A 22,797-nucleotide genomic window follows, 5' to 3' on the forward strand; every position below is an offset into this window, starting at 1 on the left:
AAGCGAATCAAGCACAAAACGCTTGGTTAAGTGCGGAACCGCTCTTGTATGCGGCTTGGAGACAGGCGACCACGAAAATTAACTTGCGATTAGGAGGACAAGTTCCTTCTTCCTTTGGGAAATTCCCAGAGTCAGAGCGAGTCGCAGCGAAAGTTCAAAATGCCAACACTAAGAACTTGGATGTTGTACCAATTTGGGAGAGCCAAGTGGAGGTTTCATCGCATTTTGAACCCCCGTCCCTTTAGGGCTGGGGTGGCTTCAGTAAATGTATAACTTATGGTATAAATGACGGCAATACACAGCCAAGTGTCCGCTCCTGTACTCCATAGGTATAAACGATCGCTCACCTCGCGACCTCCAATAGGCTAAAATGCAAGCAGGTCAAGCATTTCGCGAGCGAACCAGTCCATGATCGAAACACTGCAAACCTATCTCTATCAACTCGGACAACTTGCCGATAGCCTCGTAAAAACTCAGCTAACCCAACTCACCTGGCTGAGTGTCGGCGTCATCTTTGCAGCGGGCTTGCTTACCAGCCTGACACCCTGTATGCTTTCCATGTTGCCAATTACGATCGGCTACATCGGCGGATACGAAGCCAAAAGTCGCCTGCAAGCGATCGCACAATCTACTTGGTTCTCCTTGGGATTGGCAACTACACTCGCTGGATTGGGAATTGCCGCCGCTTTAGTAGGACAAGTTTACGGTCAAATAGGCATTGGGTTGCCAATTATCGTCAGCATCATCGCCATCATCATGGGGCTAAACTTACTAGAAGCCCTACCGTTGCAATTTCCCTCCTTTGGCGGCACAGAATGGATTTCCCAGAACTTACCAGATGGCGTGCGTTCCTATTTGTTGGGTTTAACTTTTGGTTTAGTTGCTTCCCCTTGCAGCACACCCGTCCTAGCTACATTACTCGCTTGGGTTACACAAACGCAAAACGCGATTTTAGGTGGCCTTTTTCTGCTATTCTACACAGCGGGATACGTCGCACCTTTAATTTTGGCAGGTACGTTTACCGGGTCTATCAAAAAGTTGTTGGAACTGCGTCGCTGGTCTGCTTGGATAAATCCAGTTAGCGGCACATTGTTAGTAGGATTTGGCGTATTTTCCTTGCTGTCTCGGATTCCTTTGGGTAATTTTTAAGCGAATGAATTCAAAAGATTTTTCTTCATCAAATTTGGCTAAAGTTGTTGCAACTGTTAAAATTTTTTTTCGACAAGAATTACTGCCCCTACTGGCAGATTTGCGATTGGCAATATTGCTGCTGTTAGCGATCGCAGCCTTCAGCATCAGCGGCACAGTAATCGAACAAGGTCAATCCATCCCCTATTATCAATCCAACTATCCAGAAAATCCAGCTTTATTTGGCTTCCTCACCTGGAAAGTTATCATCATCTTGGGATTGGATCGGGTATATCGGACTTGGTGGTTTTTATCGCTGCTAATTTTGTTTGGCACTAGCTTAACCGCCTGCACCTTTACCCGCCAGTTTCCAGCATTGAAAGCTGCCCGCAATTGGAAATTTTTCGATCGAAGTGGCCAATTTGAAAAATTAGCTTTGAGTGCGGAATTTGAAACAGGTTCGCTCAATTCTTTATTACCGGCATTGCAAAAGCGCCGCTATCGGATTTTTCAAGAAGGAAATTCTTTATATGCGCGTAAAGGGATAGTAGGACGGATTGGCCCGATCGTCGTCCACGCCAGTATGTTAATCGTTCTGGCTGGTTCAATTTGGGGCGCGATGACCGGATTTATGGCACAAGAATTGATTCCCAGCGGAGGAAGTTTTCAGGTAAAAAATATCGTCGATGCTGGGCCATTAGCAAATCCGCAAATTCTCAAAGACTGGTCGGTTAAAGTAAATCGCTTCTGGATTGACTATACGCCAGAAGGAGGAATTGACCAGTTTTATTCGGATTTATCGGTTTTGGATAAAGAGGGGAAAGAAGTAGATCGTCAGAAAATTTACGTGAATAAACCCCTGCGTTACCGAGGCGTGACATTGTATCAAACAGATTGGTCGATCGCCGCTATTCGATTCCAGCTAAATAACAGCCCCATTCTACAGTTACCGATGGCTCAACTCGATACTGGTGGCCAAGGTAGAATCTGGGGTACTTGGATTCCCACTAAACCAGATTTAAGTGAAGGCGTTTCCCTTTTAGCACGCGATTTGCAGGGCACTTTACTAATTTACGATACGAAAGGCCAACTGCAAACCACCGTTCGCGAGGGAATGGCTACAGTAATCAATGGCGTCAGGCTTAAAATTGTGGAAGTTGTGGGCAGTACGGGTTTGCAAATCAAAGCCGATCCGGGAATTCCCATTGTTTATACTGGTTTTGGCTTGCTGATGCTAAGTGTGATGATGAGCTATGTTTCTCACTCCCAAATTTGGGCCTTGCAAAAAGACGGTCGCCTTTATGTAGGAGGTAGAACAAATCGCGCTCAAGTTGCTTTTGAACGGGAGATTATCGAGATATTAGAGGAACTGCAAAGGCCAGAGATGAGCGAAAAAGTTGCGATCGCTCCTACTTCTTTAGCCAGTGAAAGTTAAATTTCTCCGGGATTGATAAACTGATATCGTGTCCGGTAGCATTGGTAGTACATGAAAGATGTTGAGGATTTTTTGTACGAATCGTGGGTGAAAATTTAACCACAGATAAACACAGATAAACACAGATGAACACAGATGAACACAGATGAACACAGATGAACACAGATGCGATCGCAAATTTTTTACGCTACTATGCAACCGGACTTGATATGATTCTTGGCGCAACAAGTCCTAAACTCACAAGACAATGTTAGAACCTGCAAAAACGATCGCCATCTTTCAAAAACAATCAGACCCGAAAATATTTTCAACAGGCGAAATCATCTTCGAGGAAGGTCAGTCAGGTGATGTCATGTACGGCATCCTGGAAGGGGAAGTTGACATCTCAGTCAACGGTAAAGTTGTGGAGACAATCAAAACAGGCGAAGTTTTTGGTGTCGGCGCACTTGTCGGCATAGGAAACAGAACCTATACAGCCATTGCCAAAATAGACTGCAAATTGGCTTTTATTGACAAAAAAAGATTTCTTTTCGCCGTTCAGGAAACGCCTATGTTTGCGCTGGAAGTGATGAAAACCTACTCTGAGCGTCTGACTCGCCTAGAGCATAGCTTATGATAGCCTAATTGTTGGCCTAAAAGACTGTAGAGACGTTTCATAAAACGTCTCTACAACCGCGATCGAGATAAGAAGGGTTATCGCGGACGAGCTGCGAGATAATCGGGAGCAAGAGCAACCGACTCAGGTCTGTTTCTCGTTACCATTAGATTGGCGGCAATATCGAAGATAGGTGGCTGGTTAGGCAGAGGATCGATGAGAGCCAATTGATTTATAATGTCATCAAAGCGCATCACCAAATTATTCGACTTCTCAGCTACGTAAAGGTTGGCACCATCGTAAGTAATATCAACGGGATTTCCCAACATACTGTTTGGCCCAGCAATGCCGCGCACGGAAACATTGCCGTTAGCAGTACTGGCATTATTAACCACAAACAGTTGTCCGTCAGTTGCACTCATGGCACTGCCTACATCGGAAAGCAACAATGTATCGGAAGATTCAACATAGATTATTCCGTGCAAGTTGACTGATATCTTATTTCCCGACACATCGGAGGGTGTAATTACTCGTGTGGGGCCATTTGCACCTTGAGTCGCGGCATACCGATCGTATACGAGTACAGCACCATCAGTTGCTGCTACAAATAAGCGATCGCTATTAGGTTCGTAATCGACATCCCACGGACGGCGACCGCCAAGGTTGGTAGTTGCGAACACCGGCGCGACATCGCCTTGCGCTTGCGTGCTGAATGCCAGAATAGCTGGAGTTGTGGCATTATTTTCGGTGACAAACACCAGACCCAAATTATCGGCAACTTCCAAACCTTTCGGACTCACCAAACCTGTATTAGCACCAGTAATAGTCCGGTCTCTGGAGATACTTACTGTTTCGCCATCGCGACTGTTGGCGAGTCGATTCACAATTAAAACACCGCCGTTTGTGTCGTTGTTATCAAATGTGATGAAAGCATCTCCGGTTAAGTCAAAAGTGACGTTTTCCAAACTTGGTACTGCGTTGGATGTGTTAAATGCTGCCTGATTTTGTAGGTTGGTGGAAAGCTTGGCGACAAACTCGCTGGAACCTGTTGCTGGCGGATTACTGGTGACGACAAGAGAATCGATGATTGTTGCTGTAGTCTCGATATCCGTAACGCCGCGATTCATTCTTCCATCACTGAGTTCGGCGACCAAAGATTCCGGTTTAATTTCCGGAATGCTAACATCGGGAGCGATATCTCCGCTGGGGCCATCAAAAATATTTCGGTAAATTAGAAGTAGATCTTTTGCTTTCTCCGCTATCCGCACCTCGGTACCGTTGAGAATCATATCTACCGGATTGCCCATTTGGGTTGCTGGGCCTTCAATCGTGCGCGATGGTATGACATTGCCGTTGACCGCACTGGCGTTGTCTATTATATAGATACGTCCGTCAGTGTTGAAATTGGGACTTTGAGCTGCGGTCGCCGCACCAACGTCGGTGACAACTAATTTATTACGTCCGGGAGAATAGGCAATACCGTGCAAGTTGGTAGAAACTTTGTTTCCGGCAGCATTAACAGGAGTTATAGTGCGGGAGATCCCGCCACCACCGATATTTGTGCCATTTCCGATGTAGTTATCGAAAACGGACACATCTCCGTTAACTAAAGCGACGAACAGACGATCGCTCTCTTCATCGTAAGCAACATCCCAAGGATTTGCCGATAACGCCGTTACCGCCACAGGCGGTACATCACCACCGGCAGCAGTGCCAAACACTTTGAGATTTTGAGCGCCGTTATCTGCAACAATTGTAAATCCAGCCGTGTGCGCGATCGCAAATCCTTTGGGGTTGACAAGTTGCGTCTGCGCTCCCCGAATTTCTCGGTCTCTTATAATGGAAAATGCGTCGCCATCAGGTCGATCGCCAATTTGAGAAATAACGCGAATGCTACCAGCACCAGGCGTTACATCTCCCGCCTGATAAAGATTGCCGGCAATATCGAGCTCGACGCCTTCATTGTTTCCCGCCACAAACCGCTTTTGGATGGCGAAATTCGGATCGAAGCGATCGACATCTCCCACGTTAGCTGTGCCATTATTGGAAACGTAGATCGCAGCAGGATTGAGCAAAACATCGTTACCGTAGCGTCCTTCCAATACACCAAACTGGGCGTAATGTTGAAAAGCACTTCGGAATGCACCGCTATTAACAGCTGCTGCCACATCTGAGTATTGCTGTAAATAAAAACTGCTATTGAACTCTGCACTGGCAATACGCCCTTCGGCAGCACCAAAATCTAGATAATGTTTTATGCCTGTAAGCGAATCAATGCCGATCGATCCTGCCACATCCTGATTTTGTGTCAGATAAAAACTGTTGTCAAATAACTGACTGGGGTCGCGACCCTCAAATTGACCGCTACTTAAATAATGTGCGATCGCGCTTTGACCTGTTTGAACAAGTGCCGCTACATCCAGATTTTGTTCCAAATAATAACGAGTATCGAACAGTTGGCTGAAGTTTCGCGCCTCAAATTGACCTGATAACTCAAAATGTTCAAACGCACTTCTGAAAACACCTGTGTTAACTGCTGCTGCCACATCGGCATTTTGCTGTAGATAATACCTGTTGCTGAACAGCAAACTGGGGTCGCGACCTTCTATTTTACCGAAAGAATTAAAGTGTTGAAGCCCGCTACTAAAACTGCCTGCTATAACTGCGGCTGCTACATCTTGGTTTTGAGATAAGTAAAAACTTTCACTAAAAAACGGGCTTGTTTCCAGCATAATCGAGTTCCTAAGACATCCATAGCGAGCGCGATCGAACAAAACTTCTAGTTTTGCGATCGCAATTTATAAAATTATTTCGTATTGTAACAGATGGTTTTCTGTAATTTGTAGATAACGAAAATTTTTCTGGTATCTGCGTTTTTTTAGTTTTAAAATATAATTGATTAATTTCTACATCCATCGCAAGGTATATATTATAAATAATTAGTAAGACTACATCAATTATGTGAGATAAACCCAGCTTTAGATGTAGCAAGCTAGAATTGAGACTAGATAAATTTACTGAAATTAATAAGAAGGTAATACTCGATATAAAAAAATGATAGAACTGCAAGCATATTACCAGTTCAAAATCAAGGCTGACTGAAAAAACGGGTTTTAAGCCAGCAATTTCAAGCGGAATCATCCAAAAAATTGTGCCGAATTACAAGCTCAGTTCGAGCTTTGCAGAGTCAATCCAAAATCCACTCATCCAAAATCCACTCATTCAATAACCGAAAAAAACCACCAAAACAGATAGGCAAAATCTATAATTTATAAGGGTTATAAACAAATTGCCAATTTTTGACCGTAACTGACCATGACCACCTCTCCTCGCCGCTATCACATCACTACCTTCGGCTGCCAGATGAACAAAGCCGACTCCGAACGCATGGCTGGTATCCTGGAGGATATGGGTTTTGAGTGGTCGGAAGATCCCAACGATGCCAACGTCATTCTCTACAATACCTGCACAATTCGGGATAACGCCGAACATAAAGTTTATTCTCACTTGGGAAGACAGGCAAAGCGCAAGCAGGAACAACCCGACCTGACTCTGATATTGGCAGGTTGTGTCGCCCAACAGGAAGGGGAAGCGCTGCTGCGACGAGTGCCAGAGTTAGACTTGGTGATGGGGCCACAACACGCCAATCGCCTCAAAGATTTGCTCGAACAGGTATTGGAGGGCGATCGCGTCGTAGCCACAGAACCCGTTCATATTATGGAAGATATCACCAAACCGCGACGGGATAGCACCGTCACAGCTTGGGTGAACGTAATTTATGGCTGCAACGAACGCTGCACCTACTGTGTCGTTCCTAACGTGCGCGGTGTGGAACAATCGCGCACGCCAGAGGCAATTCGCGCCGAAATGGCAGAATTGGGGCGTCAGGGTTATAAGGAAGTAACTTTACTCGGTCAAAATATCGACGCCTACGGTCGAGATTTGCCGGGAGTAACGCCAGAAGGTCGTCACAAACACACCTTGACAGATTTGCTTTACTATGTAAGCGATGTACCGGGTATCGATCGCATTCGTTTTGCGACTTCCCATCCTCGTTATTTCACAGAACGCCTGATAAAAGCTTGTGCTGAATTACCGAAAGTGTGCGAGCATTTTCACATTCCCTTCCAATCTGGCGATAACGAAGTGCTGAAGGCGATGGGACGCGGTTACACCCAGGAGAAATATCGTCGCATCATCGATACAATTCGCGATTATATGCCGGATGCGTCGATTACCGCCGATGCGATCGTCGGTTTTCCGGGAGAAACAGAAGCACAATTTGAGAATACACTCAAATTAGTGGCAGATATTGGTTTTGACCAGTTGAACACAGCCGCTTATTCCCCTCGTCCGGGTACACCAGCAGCATTGTGGGAAAATCAACTCAGCGAAGAGGAGAAGGTCGATCGATTGCAGCGCCTCAATCACTTAGTTGGCATAAAAGCAGCTGAGCGATCGCAACGTTATTTCGATCGCATTGAAGAAGTGTTGGTAGAAGATCGAAACCCCAAAGATCCAACTCAAGTAATGGGGAGAACTCGCGGAAATCGCCTGACATTTTTCAGCAGCGATATCGCTCAACTGAAAGGTCAACTGGTACAAGTTAAAATCACGGAAGTCCGTCCTTTCAGTTTATCTGGCGAAATCGTTGAGGTAAGGCATCCCGTCACTGTGTGAAAATGTTCGGAAACCCAACTTCTGGTTATCATTTGATAACCAGAAAATTGATGGGATTGTGTGTTGAAATCGCTAGTTAAAATTTAACCGCAGATGTAGGCGAAGCCTTACCGTAGGGTACATAATTCTGCCCAGCTACTTATTGCAAGACTGGCGTACTATTTGTATCGAGATGAAGTGCGCGGTTAATATCTTCAATTCCGCCAAATCGATCGCCCAGATGAAAACGCGCTAGACCCCGATTCAGGTAAGCTGCACTGAGATTGGGATTTAGTAAAAGAGCTTGGTTAAAATCTTCGATCGCCTGCCTATTTTCTCCTACTCTATAGCGAGCAAATCCTCGGCTATTGTACGCTCTAGCATCCTTGGGATTGAGTTGCAATGCTTTGCTAAAATCTTCGATCGCTCCCTGTTTATCCCCTAAATCCGAGCGTACCAAACCTCGACTGACATAAGCTTCAGATAAGTTTGGATTTAATCGCAAAGCTTGATTAAAATCTTCTAAAGCTTGCTGGATATCGCCGCGATCGCGAAGAGCCAGCCCCCGGTTATTGTAAGCTGCGGCGTAATTAGGGTTAAGCTCAAGCGCTCGATCGAAATCTGCGATCGCTCTGTGATGGTCGCCAATAGAATAATAAGCTAAACCCCGATTATAATAAGCATTAGCTTTATTGGGATTAATATTTATAGCCTGAGTATAGTTTTCAATTGCTCCTCTACTATCTCCCATGAGAGCGCGAGCATTACCTCGATTATTGTATGCTTCGGCATCTTTGGGATTGATACCGAGGGTTTGATTATAATCTTCAACCGCTCCTTTGTTATCTCCCAACGAGTAGCGAGCAAAAGCTCGATTATAGTAAAGTTCTGCGAGAGTAGAATCCATTCCTAACGCTCGCTTAAAATCTTCAATCGCTCCTGTTGAGTCACCCAATTCAAAGCGAGCTAAACCTCGATTATTGTATGCTTCTACTAAATTTGGTTCGATGTTTAGAGCGCGATCGAAATCTTCGATTGCTCCTTTAGAGTCACCCACTTCAAACCGAGCCATACCGCGATTATTATAAGCTTCTGCTAAATTGGGGTCGATCCGCAAAGCTCGATCGTAATCTGCGATCGCTCCAGCAAAATCCCTCATATAAAAGCGAGCTACACCCCGGCTGATATAAGCTTTAACAAAATCAGGATTTAACTTTAAGGCTTGATTAAAGTCTTCAATCGCAGCTTCCTTATATGCCAAATCTAAATGAACTAGACCTCGGCTGATATAAATAATGGCACAGTTAGGATTCAGTTCTAAGGCTCGATTAAAGTCCTTTAGGGCTATGTGATATGCTCCTAAATTACGGTGGGCGTTACCTCGGTTGTTATAAGCTGCCACGCAGTTAGGATTGAGACCTAAAACTCGATCGAAGTCCTCTATCGCCCCTCGATCGTCTCCGAAGTCATACCGGACAAGCCCCCGATTGTAGTACGCTTTGACATTGTTCGGCTCAAGCCGCAAAATCTCATTGAATGTCTCAATGGCACCCTGGTAGTCCCCTCGCTCAGCCTTGTCAATACCTTCGTTCAAGCAGTTTTTAATAGTCATAGTTTACAATCCTGATTCAGCAATCGTTGATATGTCACCTTTTGGCTATTCGTGGGATTGCTAAAGCAATTCCACGAATAGCTTTACAAATTTGTATGGCGGGCCAAAAAAACTCGGTTTATATGAAAAACCGTCTTTGAACAGCTAAATATCTACTTTGTAGCCCTGTCTTGGGTAAGTCGCGATGGGAGAACCTCAAACTTGAGTAGATGTCTCTACTGCCTTCCGTACACCAGGGATGCCATTGTTTGCTTGTGCATTTGAGGCAAATTGAGGAAAATACTTTAATCGCTCAGGTTTACCCTGCCTATCTAATCCGTAAATATACCGTTAATGTTCCCTAAATTCACGGTTGACATATCATTCTTTACAAAATCTTTAACTATTATCTAGTTAGTTTCACGTAAGCTTTATATTCTCAATAACAAGTAGAGAACATACGCAAGTGCCATACTTAAATCTACTTGTAGGGTGTGTCACGCTTTAGTTATAGATCGATGAAAGGATGGTGCGTCAAACGTACCCTACTAATACCACCAGCTGCGTATGTCCTAAAGCATACACAAGTCCAGGAGCAGAAGTCGATCTCAATTTAAAATTTTCAACAGCCTTGAGGAGGAATTTCAACAAAAAGGCAAAAGAAAAGATAATTTTTGCCTGTCTCTTTTCTCTTTTGCCTTTTGAGTTTTGACTTTTAAGTTTTTGTTTTCGCCTATTCAGAAGCATCCTCAACGGAAAAGCTATAAATTTTTTGGGTTTCCAGATGGCTACAGACAGAAGAAGGCAACTGCTGCAAAGAGAATGTTTGCCGATCGAGCTGTATCTGCAAACCAGTCAGGGGGTCGCAACCCGGAGAAATCAGGAATTCCAAACGTTGTATATCGGGTAAAGCGGCTAATTTGTCAAGAATTTGCGCGATCGCTTGGACATAAGGATGGTTAGATTGCTCAAACCATCCCGGTGCTGCTAAATTGGGTTGATCGAAACCCAAGTGAACGGTAAGGGAAGGCTTGCCGAAGAGAGCGATCGCTACAGGTCGCGCTTCCTCCTGTAAAAGCAGATGAGATGTTGCCGCTAAATAGCGCAATTTCTCCAGCCGATCGTATCGTTCTTGTACAGAAGCAGCCTCATCTTTCCACTCGATCGCCACCGTTACCAGGTAAGTCTGCAACAGCATATGACCGAGTTTTTCCGCTTTAGTGGCGAGATAGCTAGAATTGTAAGGCGTCGCCTCGATCAACAACGGCACCCGATCGACCACTTCCAAACCGTAACCCTTCAAACCCGCAATTTTGCGAGGATTATTCGTAATCAAACGTATTTTTTTGACATTCAAATCATTGAGAATTTGCGCCCCTACCCCATAATTTCGCAGGTCGGCGGGAAAACCCAATCGCTCGTTTGCCTCCACCGTATCCAGACCCAAATCCTGCAAGGAGTATGCCTTCAACTTATTAATTAAACCAATTCCCCGACCTTCTTGGCGCAAATAGACCACCACCCCTCTACCCGCACTTTCGATCATCTTCAGTGCTGCCTGCAACTGCATCCGACAGTCGCAACGCAGAGAACCCAAAGCATCACCGGTCAGGCATTCCGAGTGCATCCGCACCATCACCGTTTGGTCTGGAAACTCGGCTGGGTCTCCTTTGACGATCGCGACGTGTTCGGAATTGTCCAAACTGTTGCGATAGGCATAAATTTGGAACTGACCGAATTGACTGGGTAATTGGGCTATAGTTTCGCGGCAGACAAATCGTTCGTGCTGGAGGCGATAACTAATTAAATCTGCAATGCTGATAATTTTAAGATGGTGAGCCTTCGCATACTCAATTAACTCCGGCAACCGCGCCATCGATCCATCAGGGTTTTGGATTTCGCAGATCACTCCCGCAGGATACAATCCTGCCATTCTCGCTAAATCGACACCCGCTTCCGTATGACCCGCTCGTTTCAGTACGCCCCCAACTCTAGCGCGGATCGGGAAGATGTGACCGGGACGGCGCAAGTCGTTGGGTTTGGTAGATGGGTTGATGGCTACCTGGATCGTGCGGGCCCGATCCTCGGCAGAGATGCCGGTAGTAACGCCCAGATGGGTAGCAGCATCGATGCTAACAGTGAACGCTGTCTGGTTGCTATCGGTGTTGTTGCTTACCATTAAAGGCAGGTCGAGTTCGTCGAGACGATCGCCCGTTAGCGCCAGACAAATCAGTCCCCGCGCATACACTGCCATAAAGTTAATCAAATCGGGCGTAGCGAACTGAGCCGCGCAGATCAAGTCTCCCTCGTTTTCGCGACTTTCGTCATCTACAACTACTACCGCTCGACCGGCCTTAATTTCTGCCAGAGCGGCTTCTATTGAGTCAAATTGAAAAGATTGAGTAGAGGCGTTTTGGGGCGATTCCACAGGTTAGCGATCGTAAACTTTTCTTAAAGCTTTTCATCTTTGATTGTAGCCCACTCCAGTTGATACCGAGTTGACAGCCGGTTTGACGATCGCACCAGGATCGAAACTTACTCCTTTCCCGCTCAAAGAATATGTATGCTTTGGGGGGAGTGGGGGAGCGGGAGAGTGGGGGAGAAAAGAACAACAGGTTACTTGCGATCGATCATCTTACGGCGGGAAGGGAGTAATTCCTAAAGTTACTCATAGTTGGTCGCGGCAATCAACTTGACAACGTGCTGGTTTTGTGATATGTTGGCCGCCATGCCGAAAACCAAGCGTCAAAATTATCTGGTTTGGAAACCACAGTCGATTCAAAACTGACCAGCCTGTAAAAAGGTCGAACGGGAGACCACGATTCGTTAAATAGGTTGAAAATAATGGATGAAAAATGACTAAAAGCTTCAAGAATAGTTGTTCAAAGCACGCATAGGGTGGGCTACACACTTTCTTGACGCTCTGGACAAGTAGGAAGCCTACTCCCTTGAAGAAAGCAGGAAGCAGACCCTCTAGAAGTTATGTATTTCTAGTTGAATGGTGAGACTTAAATAAGTTTAGCCAAGTTTTGTGTAGCAGCTACTTAACTACTACAATGCAACAAAAGTTCAAACGTTTTCTTCTAAACCAAAAAAGTACAAAGGTCAAGCATCATGGGTGATATGGGGCGCGTGCCCGTTGGGATTGTTGGCGCGTCAGGTTACGGCGGTGTCCAACTGGTAAGGCTCCTAAAGGAACATCCGGGAGTCGAACTGGTATATTTAGGCGGTGAAAGTAGTGCAGGGAAACCTTTTTCCGATCTGTACCCGCACCTGGGTCATCAAGTTGACCTGACGATCGAGCCGATAGATTTAGAACAAATAGCAGCTCGCTGTCAAGTTGTGTTTCTCTCTCTTCCCAATGGTTTAGCCTACAAGATGGCACCAACTTTGTTGGAGAAGGGTTGCAAAGTTTTGGATCTTTCAGCAGACTATCGATTTGCTGATATAGAAACTTATACAGCATGGTACGGAGGCGATCGCAACGACAAAGCAATCGCAGCATCAGCAATTTACGGTTTACCGGAACTGTATCGCGATCGCATCGCTTCTGCCCAGCTAGTGGGATGTCCCGGTTGCTATCCCACCGCTAGCTTGCTAGCGCTCTCTCCCCTGCTCAAACAAGGGTTAATTCTGCCAGAAACTGCGATCATCGATGCCAAATCGGGCACTTCTGGCGGTGGGAGACAAGCGAAAACCCATCTGCTGCTGGCAGAAGCAGATAACTCCTTGGGTGCCTATGGCGTCGCCCGCCACAGACATACCCCAGAAATCGAGCAAATCTGTAGCGACTTAGCCGGACATGAAGTTACGGTGCAATTTACTCCTCACCTAATTCCAATGGTGCGGGGGATATTGGCCACCGTTTACGCCACCCTTAGAGATCCGGGATTAGTGCGAGAAGATTTAATCACGATCTTCAATGCCTTCTATCGCAACGCTCCTTGGGTGAAAGTATTGGCAGGTGGTGTATATCCGCAAACTAAGTGGGCTTGCGGTACAAATCTCTGCTACATTGGCGTCGAAGTTGACCCCCGCACCGATCGCGTTATCGTCATGTCGGTAATAGATAATTTAATGAAAGGTCAGGCCGGCCAAGCTGTTCAGTGTATGAACCTGATGAGCGGTTGGGAAGAAACCTTGGGATTACCCCAAATGAGTTTTTATCCCTAATTAGGGGTTAGGGGTTAGGGGTTAGGGGTTAGGGGAAGAGGGAAGAGGGAAGAGGGAAGAGAGAGAGGGAAGAGGGAAAAGGGAAGAGGGAAAAGGGAAAAGATTTATTCTCCTGCTCTCCCGCTCCCCCACTCTCCCGCTCCCCCACTCCCTCTTCCCTAAGCCCTAATCCCGACGCCCTAGCCTTACTTTGGCCCTAACCCGACAGCGCCTGCGTAAAGGGCTTGGTCGCCTAATTCTTCCTCAATTCGCAGCAGTCGGTTGTATTTAGCTACACGTTCGCTGCGACAGAGGGAACCAGTTTTAATTTGACCGGCGCGAGTAGCTACAGCTAAGTCGGCTATGGTGGTATCTTCTGTTTCGCCAGAACGGTGACTGATGATCGATCGATAGCTGTTGCGAGTGGCCATATCGATCGTTTCCAAAGTTTCCGTTAAAGAGCCAATTTGATTGAGCTTAATCAAAATGGCATTACCGGCATTGGTTTCGATGCCTTTTCGCAACCGTGTGGGGTTGGTGACAAACAAGTCATCGCCGACTAGCTGGACGCTAGAACCTAACTTCTGGGTTAGCAAAGTCCAGTTTTGCCAGTCTTCTTCGTGCAGTCCATCTTCAATAGAAACAATCGGATACTGCCCAACCAGCTTAGCTAGATAATCGATGAACTCAGCGGGCGAGTGAGCTGCACCATCATAAACGTACTGGCCCTGTTTGTAGAATTCGCTGGCTGCTACATCTAGCGCCAAAGCAACTTCTTCTCCAGGTTTATAGCCAGCTTTCTCAATGGCAGCTACCAACAAATCCAAAGCCGCCTGATTCGATTCTAAGTTCGGTGCAAATCCACCTTCATCGCCTACTCCGGTCAGCAAACCTTTGTCGTGCAACACTTTGCTTAGGGAGGAAAACACTTCTGCACCCCAGCGTAAGGCTTCTCGGAAAGTAGGTGCGCCTACAGGCACAATCATGAATTCTTGAAAATCCACATTGTTGTCAGCGTGGGCACCACCGTTGATTACATTCATCAAGGGCACAGGTAACAGGTTAGCCAAAGGGCCACCCAAGTAGCGATATAGAGGCAGGGTCAGTGCAGCTGCACTGGCTTTCGCTGCTGCCAGGGAAACTGCCAAAATAGCATTTGCGCCCAGATTCGATTTATTTTGGGAACCATCTAAATCGATCATGGTGCGATCGATCAGTTCCTGGTTAACTGCATCGAGATCGATCAGTTCCGGGGCAATTTTTTCTTTGACATTTTCCACTGCGGTGAGAACTCCCTTGCCTCCGTAACGGCTTTTATCGCCGTCCCGCAGTTCGTGAGCTTCAAAAGTGCCGGTAGAAGCACCGCTGGGAACTTGGGCTAGTCCCATGACGCCGTTAATCAGATGGACTTCTGCTTCAACGGTAGGACGCCCGCGAGAGTCGAGAATTTCTCGCGCCTGAATAAATTCGATCGCAGTATCTAGTGTGTCGGTCATAATCAACCTTGTGATAGCGCTGATGAGAATTGGCTTGCGACGGGCAGCAGTGCTTTCGGATCGAGATGCACTCCTGCAAGCCCGATCGTTAAGCATAGATGCTCAACAGACTTTTCACACCCAGATTAAAAATGTCTGCGGATTTGGTTTGTGATTTTGTTAACAAAGCTGTGTAACTGGCGATAGACGAGGATACTGCGAGCCAACCCGTACAATAGAAAACAGTGAAAGCATTTGGAATTGGTTATGCGACTGCTACATACAATGCTGCGCGTCGGCAACCTGGAAGAATCCCTTAAGTTCTACACCCAAGTGCTGGGTATGAAGTTGCTGCGCCAAAAAGATTATCCAGATGGCAAGTTTACTCTGGCTTTTGTGGGATACGGCGACGAGTCTGACCACACGGTCTTAGAATTAACTTACAACTGGGGTACTGACAAGTACGATTTGGGCGATGCTTACGGTCATATTGCCATTGGCGTCGATGATATTTACGCTACCTGTGCAGAAATCAAGGCTCGTGGCGGTAAAGTAGTGCGGGAACCCGGGCCGATGAAACACGGTAGTACGGTAATTGCTTTTATCCAAGACCCCGATGACTACAAGATCGAACTGATTCAACTGGGTACTCAAGGCTCTGCCACCGAAAAGCAAAAATCTAAACAGGAACTGCTTACAAAGTAAAAAGAATAATGCTATCCTAAGAATAGACCTGGACCCATGCGGCCACAACGCCCAAACCTTGTCAGGACCGGAAGGTAGCAGCAATACGGGATGCTTGTAGCAGGCGTGGTATCCGGGTCGCCCTTTTTTAAGAGCGTTTTTTGGCTATGGCTGGTTTAGGAGATCTTGTCAAAAAAGCCTTTTACCTGGGAGTTGGTGTAGTTGCCACCGCAGGGGAAAGAGCGGGTATGACACTGGCTGAACTGAGAGAGCAAGCCCAAAAGCTGGCAGATGAAATGGTGGCGAAGGGTGAAATGACTACAGAGGACGCCCGACGCCTAGTAGACGAGATGGTAAACCGAGCCCAGCAACAGCAACCGATCGACTCATCATCGACGAGCAGCAAACCGTCTGAACCGCGTAGGATTGAAATTGTCGTAGAAGATGACGATGCCTCTGGAGGCGAGGGTCAGAATGTCGATGTTTTACGGCAACAAGTGATGTCATTACAAGACGAACTGCGCCGTCTGAAGCAAGATTAGTATCATTACAAAAGATGGATTGTTCGCACTGGCGATCGCAGTCTATGGCCGACTTTTTTGATTCAGCCTTCTGGCGTAGGTTGCCACTCAACAATCACTGATAATTTTGGATATCATGTTGAAATTAAAAGGCTTCTCTCGCTAATTTCTCTATTTATTTTGAGAGCCAGCCCAGCATAAACACTATGGAAGAATGGCAAAAAAATTTGGTTGAAATACTAGAGACAGTAGCTGATGAAGTGGAGCAATTCTTACTTGAAATGACTGAAACGCTAGAAACGTTTGCAGAATTTTCTGAAGAATTCGCTCATCAGTTGCACAGCACTATATCTGAAGATATCGAACGGTTTTTTAGCGAAATAGTCGATCCAATGCTGGGGGTTACTCCTCAGCTTGAAGACACATTATTTGATGAGGAATGGACAGTAAGCGATGCAGAAGATCCTTTGATAGCACAATATCCTGCCTGTGTTGGTTGTCGTAATTTCCACGGTCAATTTTATGGTGGAAATTTGCTTGTTTGTGGAATGCACCCTTATGGTTGGTCAGGCGAGAATTGTCCTGATTGGGAAGCAGGCGAAAACAGCGATAACGATTACAACCCACCATCTATTTTTTAGGTATCGATTATGACTAACTCTTCAGCTGACCCAGTTATTTCGTCGGAATCTGTAGTTATAGAGCAAAATTCACAGATAAAGTATGGGGAACGCCACATAGCAGAAGGAAAGTTGATTACTTTTCCAAATCCGCGTGTGGGGCGACGCTACAATATCAACGTTAGTTTGCCAGAGTTTACTTGTAAGTGTCCGTTTTCTGGCTATCCAGATTTTGCCACAATCCACATTAACTACGTTCCAGATGAAAAGGTGGTGGAGTTGAAGGCGCTGAAGTTATATATTAATAGTTATCGCGATCGCTACATTTCCCACGAAGAATCGGTTAATCAAATTTTGGATGACTTCGTTGCTGCTTGCGACCCCTTAGAAGTAACTGTCAAAGGAGATTTTTCTCCTCGCGGTAATGTTCATACAGTGATTGAGGTGCATCATCACAAATAATAAGGCTCAAAGTTAGTGCAACGCGGGAGAAGCGATCGACTGCTCTCCGATAAATGTAGCGAGTACAATATTATCTAACTGTAGAGTGCGTTTGGCACGGCTAACAAGGTCGAGTTTCAAAACAAATAATTTCTTTCTTGTGCCCGTAACCCACGAGCGCCAAATCTGTAACATTAACTAACATTTTTAATCATGAAGTTATAATATCAAAATTTTTGTTAGTTTACATCACCCATTCGGGTGACAATCGCCTTTTGACAGATAATTTGTTGTAGGGTGGGCATTGCCCACTCTAAGTTTTATTGTATCCACCTACTTATAGGTAATCGTCTGCAACAATCGCTTTTCTCACTTTTATATTGACCGACTCTAGAGACGTTTCATAAAACGTCTCTACAATGTTTAGCCCAAAAATTCAAGGCTTTAACAAACCCAGATTTACTATGACATCACCTTTTCGGGTGATAAATATCTACTCATTTGTATTTGTTGTGTCGAATTCAGCATTTAGTAAATTGCTGAAATTTTTTTGGCATTTTATCCGGATGGTTTATCGAGAGGTACGGATAACGCAGTAGAACAGTAACCAAGGACATCTACAATGCGCGTCTACACCTCTCTTATCCTATCTGGTTTGTTAGTTTCTGGGGTTGCAGCTAACAGTAAAGTTTTTGAAAATCGCCTTTCTGAAAATCAACAAAAATGTGACTCAGTTCAAGCTTTTGTTGCTGATGGGAAAAACCCAGATGATGATGACAGTCGCGGTAGCGGACGGCTCATCACACATCCCAATCATAATTTTTCTATAACTGAAGCTTTAGTAACAGAAGGAAAAAACCCAGATGATGATGACAGTCGCGGTAGCGGACGTCTGAACGCACATCCCAATAATAATTTGGCTATAACTGAAGCTTTAGTAGCAGAAGGAAAAAACCCAGATGATGATGACAGTCGCGGTAGCGGACGTCTGAATGCACATCCCAATAATAATTTGGCCATAACTGAAGCTTTAGTAGCAGATGAAAAAAAGCCAGATGATGATGACAGTCGCGGTAGCGGACGTTTCAGCACATATCTCAATACCAGTTTTGATGTGAATGAAGATTTAGTTGCGGCGGTTAAAAATCCACCCAACCGAAAAACCCGCACCGGACGCTTAAGCACAATTTTCAATCCTAATTCCAATTCGTCACAGGATTTAGTAGCTGCGGTCAAGAATCAGCCTAACCGAAAAATTCTTGGCAGCGGACGGTTCACGATCTAGCCCAATCTAAACGATGCTTAAATGTTGGGAAAGGTAAAGAATTAAAATCTCGTCACGATTCTCTACAACTTACGATTTTTAATTCCTAATATTTTAAGCTGTTGCTGCTTTCCAAGTACCGTGAAATCCCATAGGCACAATGCTGGGTAATCCCAGTTTGCACACAGGTTTATCATCCAGTCTTTCGCTATCAAATATCCAAACTTCGCTGCTGTTTGTGTTGCCATCAAACACAACGGTCAGTATCCAACCTCGCTCGGAATTGATGGCATCCGGAGCATAAATGGGTTCCATAGGATAGCGATTTTCGCCTAGATCGGCTTCTGTGAGAGTGCTAGTTTGATTGTCGAAACGTGCGATCGCACCATACATTTCTCTAGCAGTATCGACATCTTGCCGTTGCAAGGACAGATAAGTAAAGCGCGAAGCTTTGCCGATGTGGGATGGCGGTACAAGTGGGAATTCGCAATCTCGGTCTAACAATTCCTCAGATGTCTTTACCTTAGCAGTTTTGGGGTCGAGATGGACTTGCCACAAAGTTGATTTAGCGGGAGTTTGCATTTGTCCGCTTGCTACTTCCTTCAAACGTTGGTTTGTTTGAAAGTCTGGATAACGGACAAAATCTATCACAGCTAAATTGTTAGCATCTACGTAACCGTTAGCAAAATGCCACTGATACCAAGGTTCCGTTTCCCCACGGCTAACTAAAGATAGATTTTCGCGATCGAAAACTAAAATTTGGGTTCCCAGCTTGGGTTTCCACTGCATTGCTTCGCTGAAGCTGTACAAACCGATCGCAGCTGGAAGTAAGTTAACCCGTACTGGCGGAACGAAGAAAACAAGATATTGCCCAGCCATGACAAAATCATGCAATAGGGGAATTCCATCCACAGTGATTGACTGCTTTTGCACAATCTTGCCTGTGCGATCGCTCTTATATATATTGAGTTTGGAATTAACTCCGGGAGTGATACCAAAGTTAAAAATTTCCCCTGTTTGCGCGTCCCATTTGGGATGTGCAGAATAAGGCAACTCACCACTGAGTCCGGATAAATCGTCCAATCCCCTAGTTTGCAAAGTTTGCAAGTCTAAAGCGTGCGGTTTTCCGCCTTCCCAAAGTGCTAACAGCTTATCGCTTAAGGCTAAGACGGAGGTATTAGCGCTATTTTTTACCGGTCTGAACCATTGATTCCAGATTGGCCCAGGTGCGGTCATGCCATAGTTTCCGTAGAGGTATCTATCCGCTTGAGATTCCGCTAGATATCCATCTGTTCGCACATAACGATAGACGCCTGTAGCCTTACCATCGCTGAAGTTGACGGCGAGGATAGCACCATCGCCATCAAACCAGTGTCCCACGCGATCGCCTCCTCGTGCCAACCGTGCTGGGCCATTGCGATAAAGAGTGCCGTGCAAACTTTCTGGTATTTTGCCAAAAAGAAGTGGCAGGGAAGTGAGGGGAAATTCTTTAGCCGGTTGGGAGAAAGCTTTTGCCCAAGCTTTTGGCGTTGATAGTAACTCAGATGTTTTCATATTGGATATTGGTAATGGGCGGCAAATAAATTAAAAATTCTATTTTCACAATACTTCATCTTTAATCACTTCTAGATAACTTTTACCAAATTTTTTATCTGGTTCCAAATAGTTACCTTCTGCCCATTCGTTCCAAGACCTAATGAAGATAATCCTTTTTTCTCTGGCGTTATTTTCCACCTTTGAGAGTGCTTCTTTAAGGTGAATACGGAATAACTCTGGCGTAGAATCGTGAAACACCACACCATTTACACCACTCCTGGGTGTATTATCCCAATTAGGAAAAATACAAGGATAGTGTTCAAATGTTACTGCTTGTTTCAAAAAAGCATTTTTAATACCTTCAGCGTAAGCACAAACTATCGGAACTTTTCTATTTATTTTAGGTATTTTTTTAGTCAACACAGAATTTATCTTAGTGTAATACTTATCAAAAATAGTACTTTTTGGGAAAAATTGCGGTGCTATTAATTTGGGCGAAACAGCACGGGAAAAATCCGGATTGATAATGATAGAAGCGTCAAAGCCATTTAGCTCTGGAACCCAGGATGGGTCAAAAACAACGCCCATAAAATATAAACCTTTTAAACCGGATTTCATGGCTAATTCTCGCCAATAATCGGTAAACAATTTTGGCTCGGGCAATTTTTTCGGACGGTAAATGATGAAGAGTGGCTTGCCATCAATTTTAATGTAACGAGGATCGGAAAAAGCCTCTAAAACTGTATAAAAATGAGCTTCATAGTCTGACAAACCAGGATATGTCTGTGCCATTAATATTTTGTCGGGACTACCGTGCCAAATACCACTCCAGGTTTCATTTGCCCATCCCAAACAAAAAGGAAAATTTGGTTCGCCCGACTTTAAAACTTCATTAAATGGCCTTTCAAGCAAACGCTTGCCGGCAAACCAATAATGCCAATAACAAAAACCTTCTATTCCGTAATTTTTCGCCATTTCTGCCTGCGCTTGGCGAGTTTCTGGTACGCGCAAGTCATAAAAACCTAAATCTGCTGGAATATGTGGTTGGTAATGACCGGGATATAATGGTTTGGCCTTAGCAACATTTGTCCATTCAGTAAATCCTTTACCCCACCATTCATCGTTTTCTGGAATCGGATGAAACTGGGGAAGGTAAAAAGCAATCAGACGAGCTTTTGGAGATTGTAAGTCCATTTTTTTCTACCGCACTTAGTATCGTCAGACTTGTGGTATAAACCTCTTATTTCTAGCACACTAAGTACGGTAGCTCGGAATATTCCTATGCCCGTCTGGGTTACTACGTTTTTATTGGACTCCTACATTCCGTAAGACTCCATCGATTTTGTCAGCTGTTTGCGTTTTACCCTGAGATCTGTATAAGTCGCTAGCTTGCTTTAAAGTAGCGATCGCCTCTTCTACCTTAACCTGGCTGGCGAGGGCAACTCCCAAGTTATGGTGCGCTTCTGCGTACTGGGGATTAATGCGAATAGCTTCTTCCCACATGGATATCGCTTTTGTCAGGTTATTTTGCTTGTACAGAGCAACTCCCAAATTATTGTAAGCTTCTGCATCTTCGGGAGCGAGGGTGATTGCTTTTCGCAATTCAGATATCGCTTCCTCTAATTTGCCTTGATCTGTTAGATCGGTTCCCAGGTTAATATGAGCTGTAACATTTTTGGGATTGATGCGAATAGCTTCTCTGTAAGCTGCGATCGCTTCCGATGTTTTGCCTACGTTTCTCAGCGCTACTCCTAAATTATAGTTAGCTTCTGCATGGTTGGGATTGACGCGAATAGCTTCTCTGTAAGCTGCTATTGCTTCCTGGGTCTGACCTTGAGCTTGGAGAGATACCCCCAGGTTATAATGAGCTTGTGCTAAGTCGGGATAGATGCGAAGTGCTTGCCTGGTTTGCTCGATCGCTTCTGGCAATTTGCCTTGTTGCTTGAGAATCAGCCCCAAGTTAGCATGAGCTTCGGCATAATTAGCATCCATTTCGATCGCTTTGCGAAAAGCTACTTCTGCATCCTTGATGTTTCCCTGTTTATAGTTGGTTACCCCTTGATAGTAGTAAGCGATCGCGTTTTCCTTGTGACCGATCGCTTCTTGAATCGCCGCTACAGCCACTTTAGGATTCCCCGACTCTTGCTCTACCAATGCCAATCCCAGTTTGGCTTCTTGCAGTCCGGGGTTCAAATTTATCGCTTTTTGGTGAAATTTGCGAGCTTTATCCACATCTCCCAGGCGACGGTACGCTTCTCCTAAATTAGTGTACCCGTCTGCATAATTGGCGTCTTGGCCAATTTGAAAGGTATAGCACTCGATTTTTTTCTGTAGTGCTGCTTTTTCTTGGTCGCTCAGAGCAGTTTTTCTGAGGAAATCTGCCTGGGGGTCGTTGACCAAAAATCCACCGCAATCTTCTAGTACGGTGACGGCCATCCTCTTTGACGACGAGGATGAGGGAGTAAAATACAGATAGGTGGCGATGCCAGTACCAAGGATAGCTACGATACCGGCGGCAATACCAATCCGAGTAGACGCTTTATTAAGTGGTAACATCTGCGATCGCGGCTATTGGGAGAATTAGCCTCTTAGTTTACCTCAAACTGTAAGATCGCGCTCAAATATTGCGTGCGATCGTGCTAATAATAGCATCCGATCCGCTATTCGCCAGCTCTACAATTACCCAGATGGTCTTT

18 protein-coding genes and 1 other RNA gene are annotated in these 22,797 nt (G+C 45.3%); 12 read left to right on the forward strand and 7 right to left on the reverse strand.

Annotated features, from left to right (window positions below; genetic code table 11):
• The 4 genes from H6G03_RS14855 to H6G03_RS14870 all read left to right on the forward strand — a co-directional run.
• Positions 1 to 245, forward strand: a 245-nt coding sequence (locus tag H6G03_RS14855; RefSeq protein WP_190464960.1) for a hypothetical protein, incomplete at its 5' end; no start/stop codon positions are given.
• Between the two features lie 163 nt (positions 246 to 408).
• On the forward strand, positions 409 to 1,149 hold the full coding sequence (locus tag H6G03_RS14860) for a cytochrome c biogenesis protein CcdA (protein WP_190465146.1): 741 nt from the start codon (positions 409 to 411) through the stop codon (positions 1,147 to 1,149).
• Positions 1,150 to 1,153: 4 nt separating this feature from the next.
• Complete coding sequence (locus H6G03_RS14865) at positions 1,154 to 2,563, forward strand: cytochrome c biogenesis protein (RefSeq protein ID WP_190465147.1); 1,410 nt, start codon at positions 1,154 to 1,156, stop codon at positions 2,561 to 2,563.
• Between the two features lie 247 nt (positions 2,564 to 2,810).
• Complete coding sequence (locus tag H6G03_RS14870; RefSeq protein ID WP_190465148.1) at positions 2,811 to 3,179, forward strand: Crp/Fnr family transcriptional regulator; 369 nt, start codon at positions 2,811 to 2,813, stop codon at positions 3,177 to 3,179.
• A gap of 77 nt (positions 3,180 to 3,256) precedes the next feature.
• Here the strand turns inward: H6G03_RS14870 and H6G03_RS14875 are convergent, their stop codons facing one another.
• On the reverse strand, positions 3,257 to 5,890 hold the full coding sequence (locus tag H6G03_RS14875) for a YncE family protein (protein WP_190465149.1): 2,634 nt from the start codon (positions 5,888 to 5,890) through the stop codon (positions 3,257 to 3,259).
• A gap of 583 nt (positions 5,891 to 6,473) precedes the next feature.
• Between H6G03_RS14875 and miaB the strand changes: the two genes are divergently transcribed.
• Entirely contained in the window at positions 6,474 to 7,838 is a 1,365-nt protein-coding gene (gene miaB / locus H6G03_RS14880; RefSeq protein WP_190465150.1) for a tRNA (N6-isopentenyl adenosine(37)-C2)-methylthiotransferase MiaB, read from the forward strand.
• 139 nt (positions 7,839 to 7,977) lie between these two features.
• Here miaB and H6G03_RS14885 read toward each other — a convergent pair whose 3' ends face one another.
• Together H6G03_RS14885 and ribBA are read right to left on the reverse strand one after the other, a co-directional pair.
• Complete coding sequence (locus tag H6G03_RS14885; protein ID WP_190465151.1) at positions 7,978 to 9,429, reverse strand: tetratricopeptide repeat protein; 1,452 nt, start codon at positions 9,427 to 9,429, stop codon at positions 7,978 to 7,980.
• A gap of 712 nt (positions 9,430 to 10,141) precedes the next feature.
• Positions 10,142 to 11,836, reverse strand: coding sequence for a bifunctional 3,4-dihydroxy-2-butanone-4-phosphate synthase/GTP cyclohydrolase II (gene ribBA, locus H6G03_RS14890; protein ID WP_190465152.1), 1,695 nt, complete (start codon positions 11,834 to 11,836; stop codon positions 10,142 to 10,144).
• A gap of 686 nt (positions 11,837 to 12,522) precedes the next feature.
• Between ribBA and argC the strand changes: the two genes are divergently transcribed.
• Positions 12,523 to 13,581 carry an N-acetyl-gamma-glutamyl-phosphate reductase gene (gene argC / locus H6G03_RS14895; RefSeq protein ID WP_190465153.1) on the forward strand — a complete coding sequence of 353 codons (1,059 nt, stop codon included), beginning with the start codon at positions 12,523 to 12,525 and terminating at the stop codon, positions 13,579 to 13,581.
• Positions 13,582 to 13,766: 185 nt separating this feature from the next.
• Here argC and eno read toward each other — a convergent pair whose 3' ends face one another.
• A complete protein-coding gene (gene eno, locus H6G03_RS14900) occupies positions 13,767 to 15,056 on the reverse strand; it encodes a phosphopyruvate hydratase (RefSeq protein ID WP_190465154.1) in 1,290 nt (429 codons plus the stop codon).
• A gap of 246 nt (positions 15,057 to 15,302) precedes the next feature.
• On the opposite strand from eno, the gene gloA reads away from it, so the two are divergent.
• The 6 genes from gloA (at position 15,303) to patX (ending at position 18,586) form a co-directional block, all read left to right on the forward strand.
• Positions 15,303 to 15,740, forward strand: coding sequence for a lactoylglutathione lyase (gene gloA, locus H6G03_RS14905; protein ID WP_190465155.1), 438 nt, complete (start codon positions 15,303 to 15,305; stop codon positions 15,738 to 15,740).
• A gap of 25 nt (positions 15,741 to 15,765) precedes the next feature.
• Positions 15,766 to 15,862: signal recognition particle sRNA small type (gene ffs, locus H6G03_RS14910), an RNA gene on the forward strand.
• Between the two features lie 24 nt (positions 15,863 to 15,886).
• A complete protein-coding gene (locus H6G03_RS14915) occupies positions 15,887 to 16,261 on the forward strand; it encodes a phasin family protein (protein WP_190465156.1) in 375 nt (124 codons plus the stop codon).
• 185 nt (positions 16,262 to 16,446) lie between these two features.
• Positions 16,447 to 16,881, forward strand: coding sequence for a hypothetical protein (locus tag H6G03_RS14920; protein ID WP_190465157.1), 435 nt, complete (start codon positions 16,447 to 16,449; stop codon positions 16,879 to 16,881).
• Between the two features lie 9 nt (positions 16,882 to 16,890).
• Positions 16,891 to 17,322 carry a preQ(1) synthase gene (gene queF, locus H6G03_RS14925; RefSeq protein ID WP_190465158.1) on the forward strand — a complete coding sequence of 144 codons (432 nt, stop codon included), beginning with the start codon at positions 16,891 to 16,893 and terminating at the stop codon, positions 17,320 to 17,322.
• A gap of 601 nt (positions 17,323 to 17,923) precedes the next feature.
• Complete coding sequence (gene patX, locus H6G03_RS14930) at positions 17,924 to 18,586, forward strand: heterocyst-inhibiting protein PatX (RefSeq protein WP_190465159.1); 663 nt, start codon at positions 17,924 to 17,926, stop codon at positions 18,584 to 18,586.
• Positions 18,587 to 18,679: 93 nt separating this feature from the next.
• On the opposite strand, the gene H6G03_RS14935 is transcribed toward patX, so the two are convergent.
• From H6G03_RS14935 to H6G03_RS14945, 3 genes are all read right to left on the reverse strand, one after another.
• Positions 18,680 to 20,119, reverse strand: a complete 1,440-nt coding sequence (locus tag H6G03_RS14935) for a carotenoid oxygenase family protein (RefSeq protein ID WP_190465160.1) — start codon at positions 20,117 to 20,119, stop codon at positions 18,680 to 18,682.
• A 45-nt stretch (positions 20,120 to 20,164) separates the two neighbouring features.
• Positions 20,165 to 21,295, reverse strand: a complete 1,131-nt coding sequence (locus H6G03_RS14940; protein WP_190465161.1) for a glycosyltransferase WbsX family protein — start codon at positions 21,293 to 21,295, stop codon at positions 20,165 to 20,167.
• Positions 21,296 to 21,406: 111 nt separating this feature from the next.
• Positions 21,407 to 22,657 carry a tetratricopeptide repeat protein gene (locus H6G03_RS14945; RefSeq protein ID WP_190465162.1) on the reverse strand — a complete coding sequence of 417 codons (1,251 nt, stop codon included), beginning with the start codon at positions 22,655 to 22,657 and terminating at the stop codon, positions 21,407 to 21,409.
• Positions 22,658 to 22,797: the final 140 nt, after the last annotated feature.

Origin of the sequence: Aerosakkonema funiforme FACHB-1375, assembly GCF_014696265.1 — a bacterium.
In the GTDB taxonomy this organism is placed as follows: Bacteria; Cyanobacteriota; Cyanobacteriia; order Cyanobacteriales; family Aerosakkonemataceae; genus Aerosakkonema; species Aerosakkonema funiforme_A.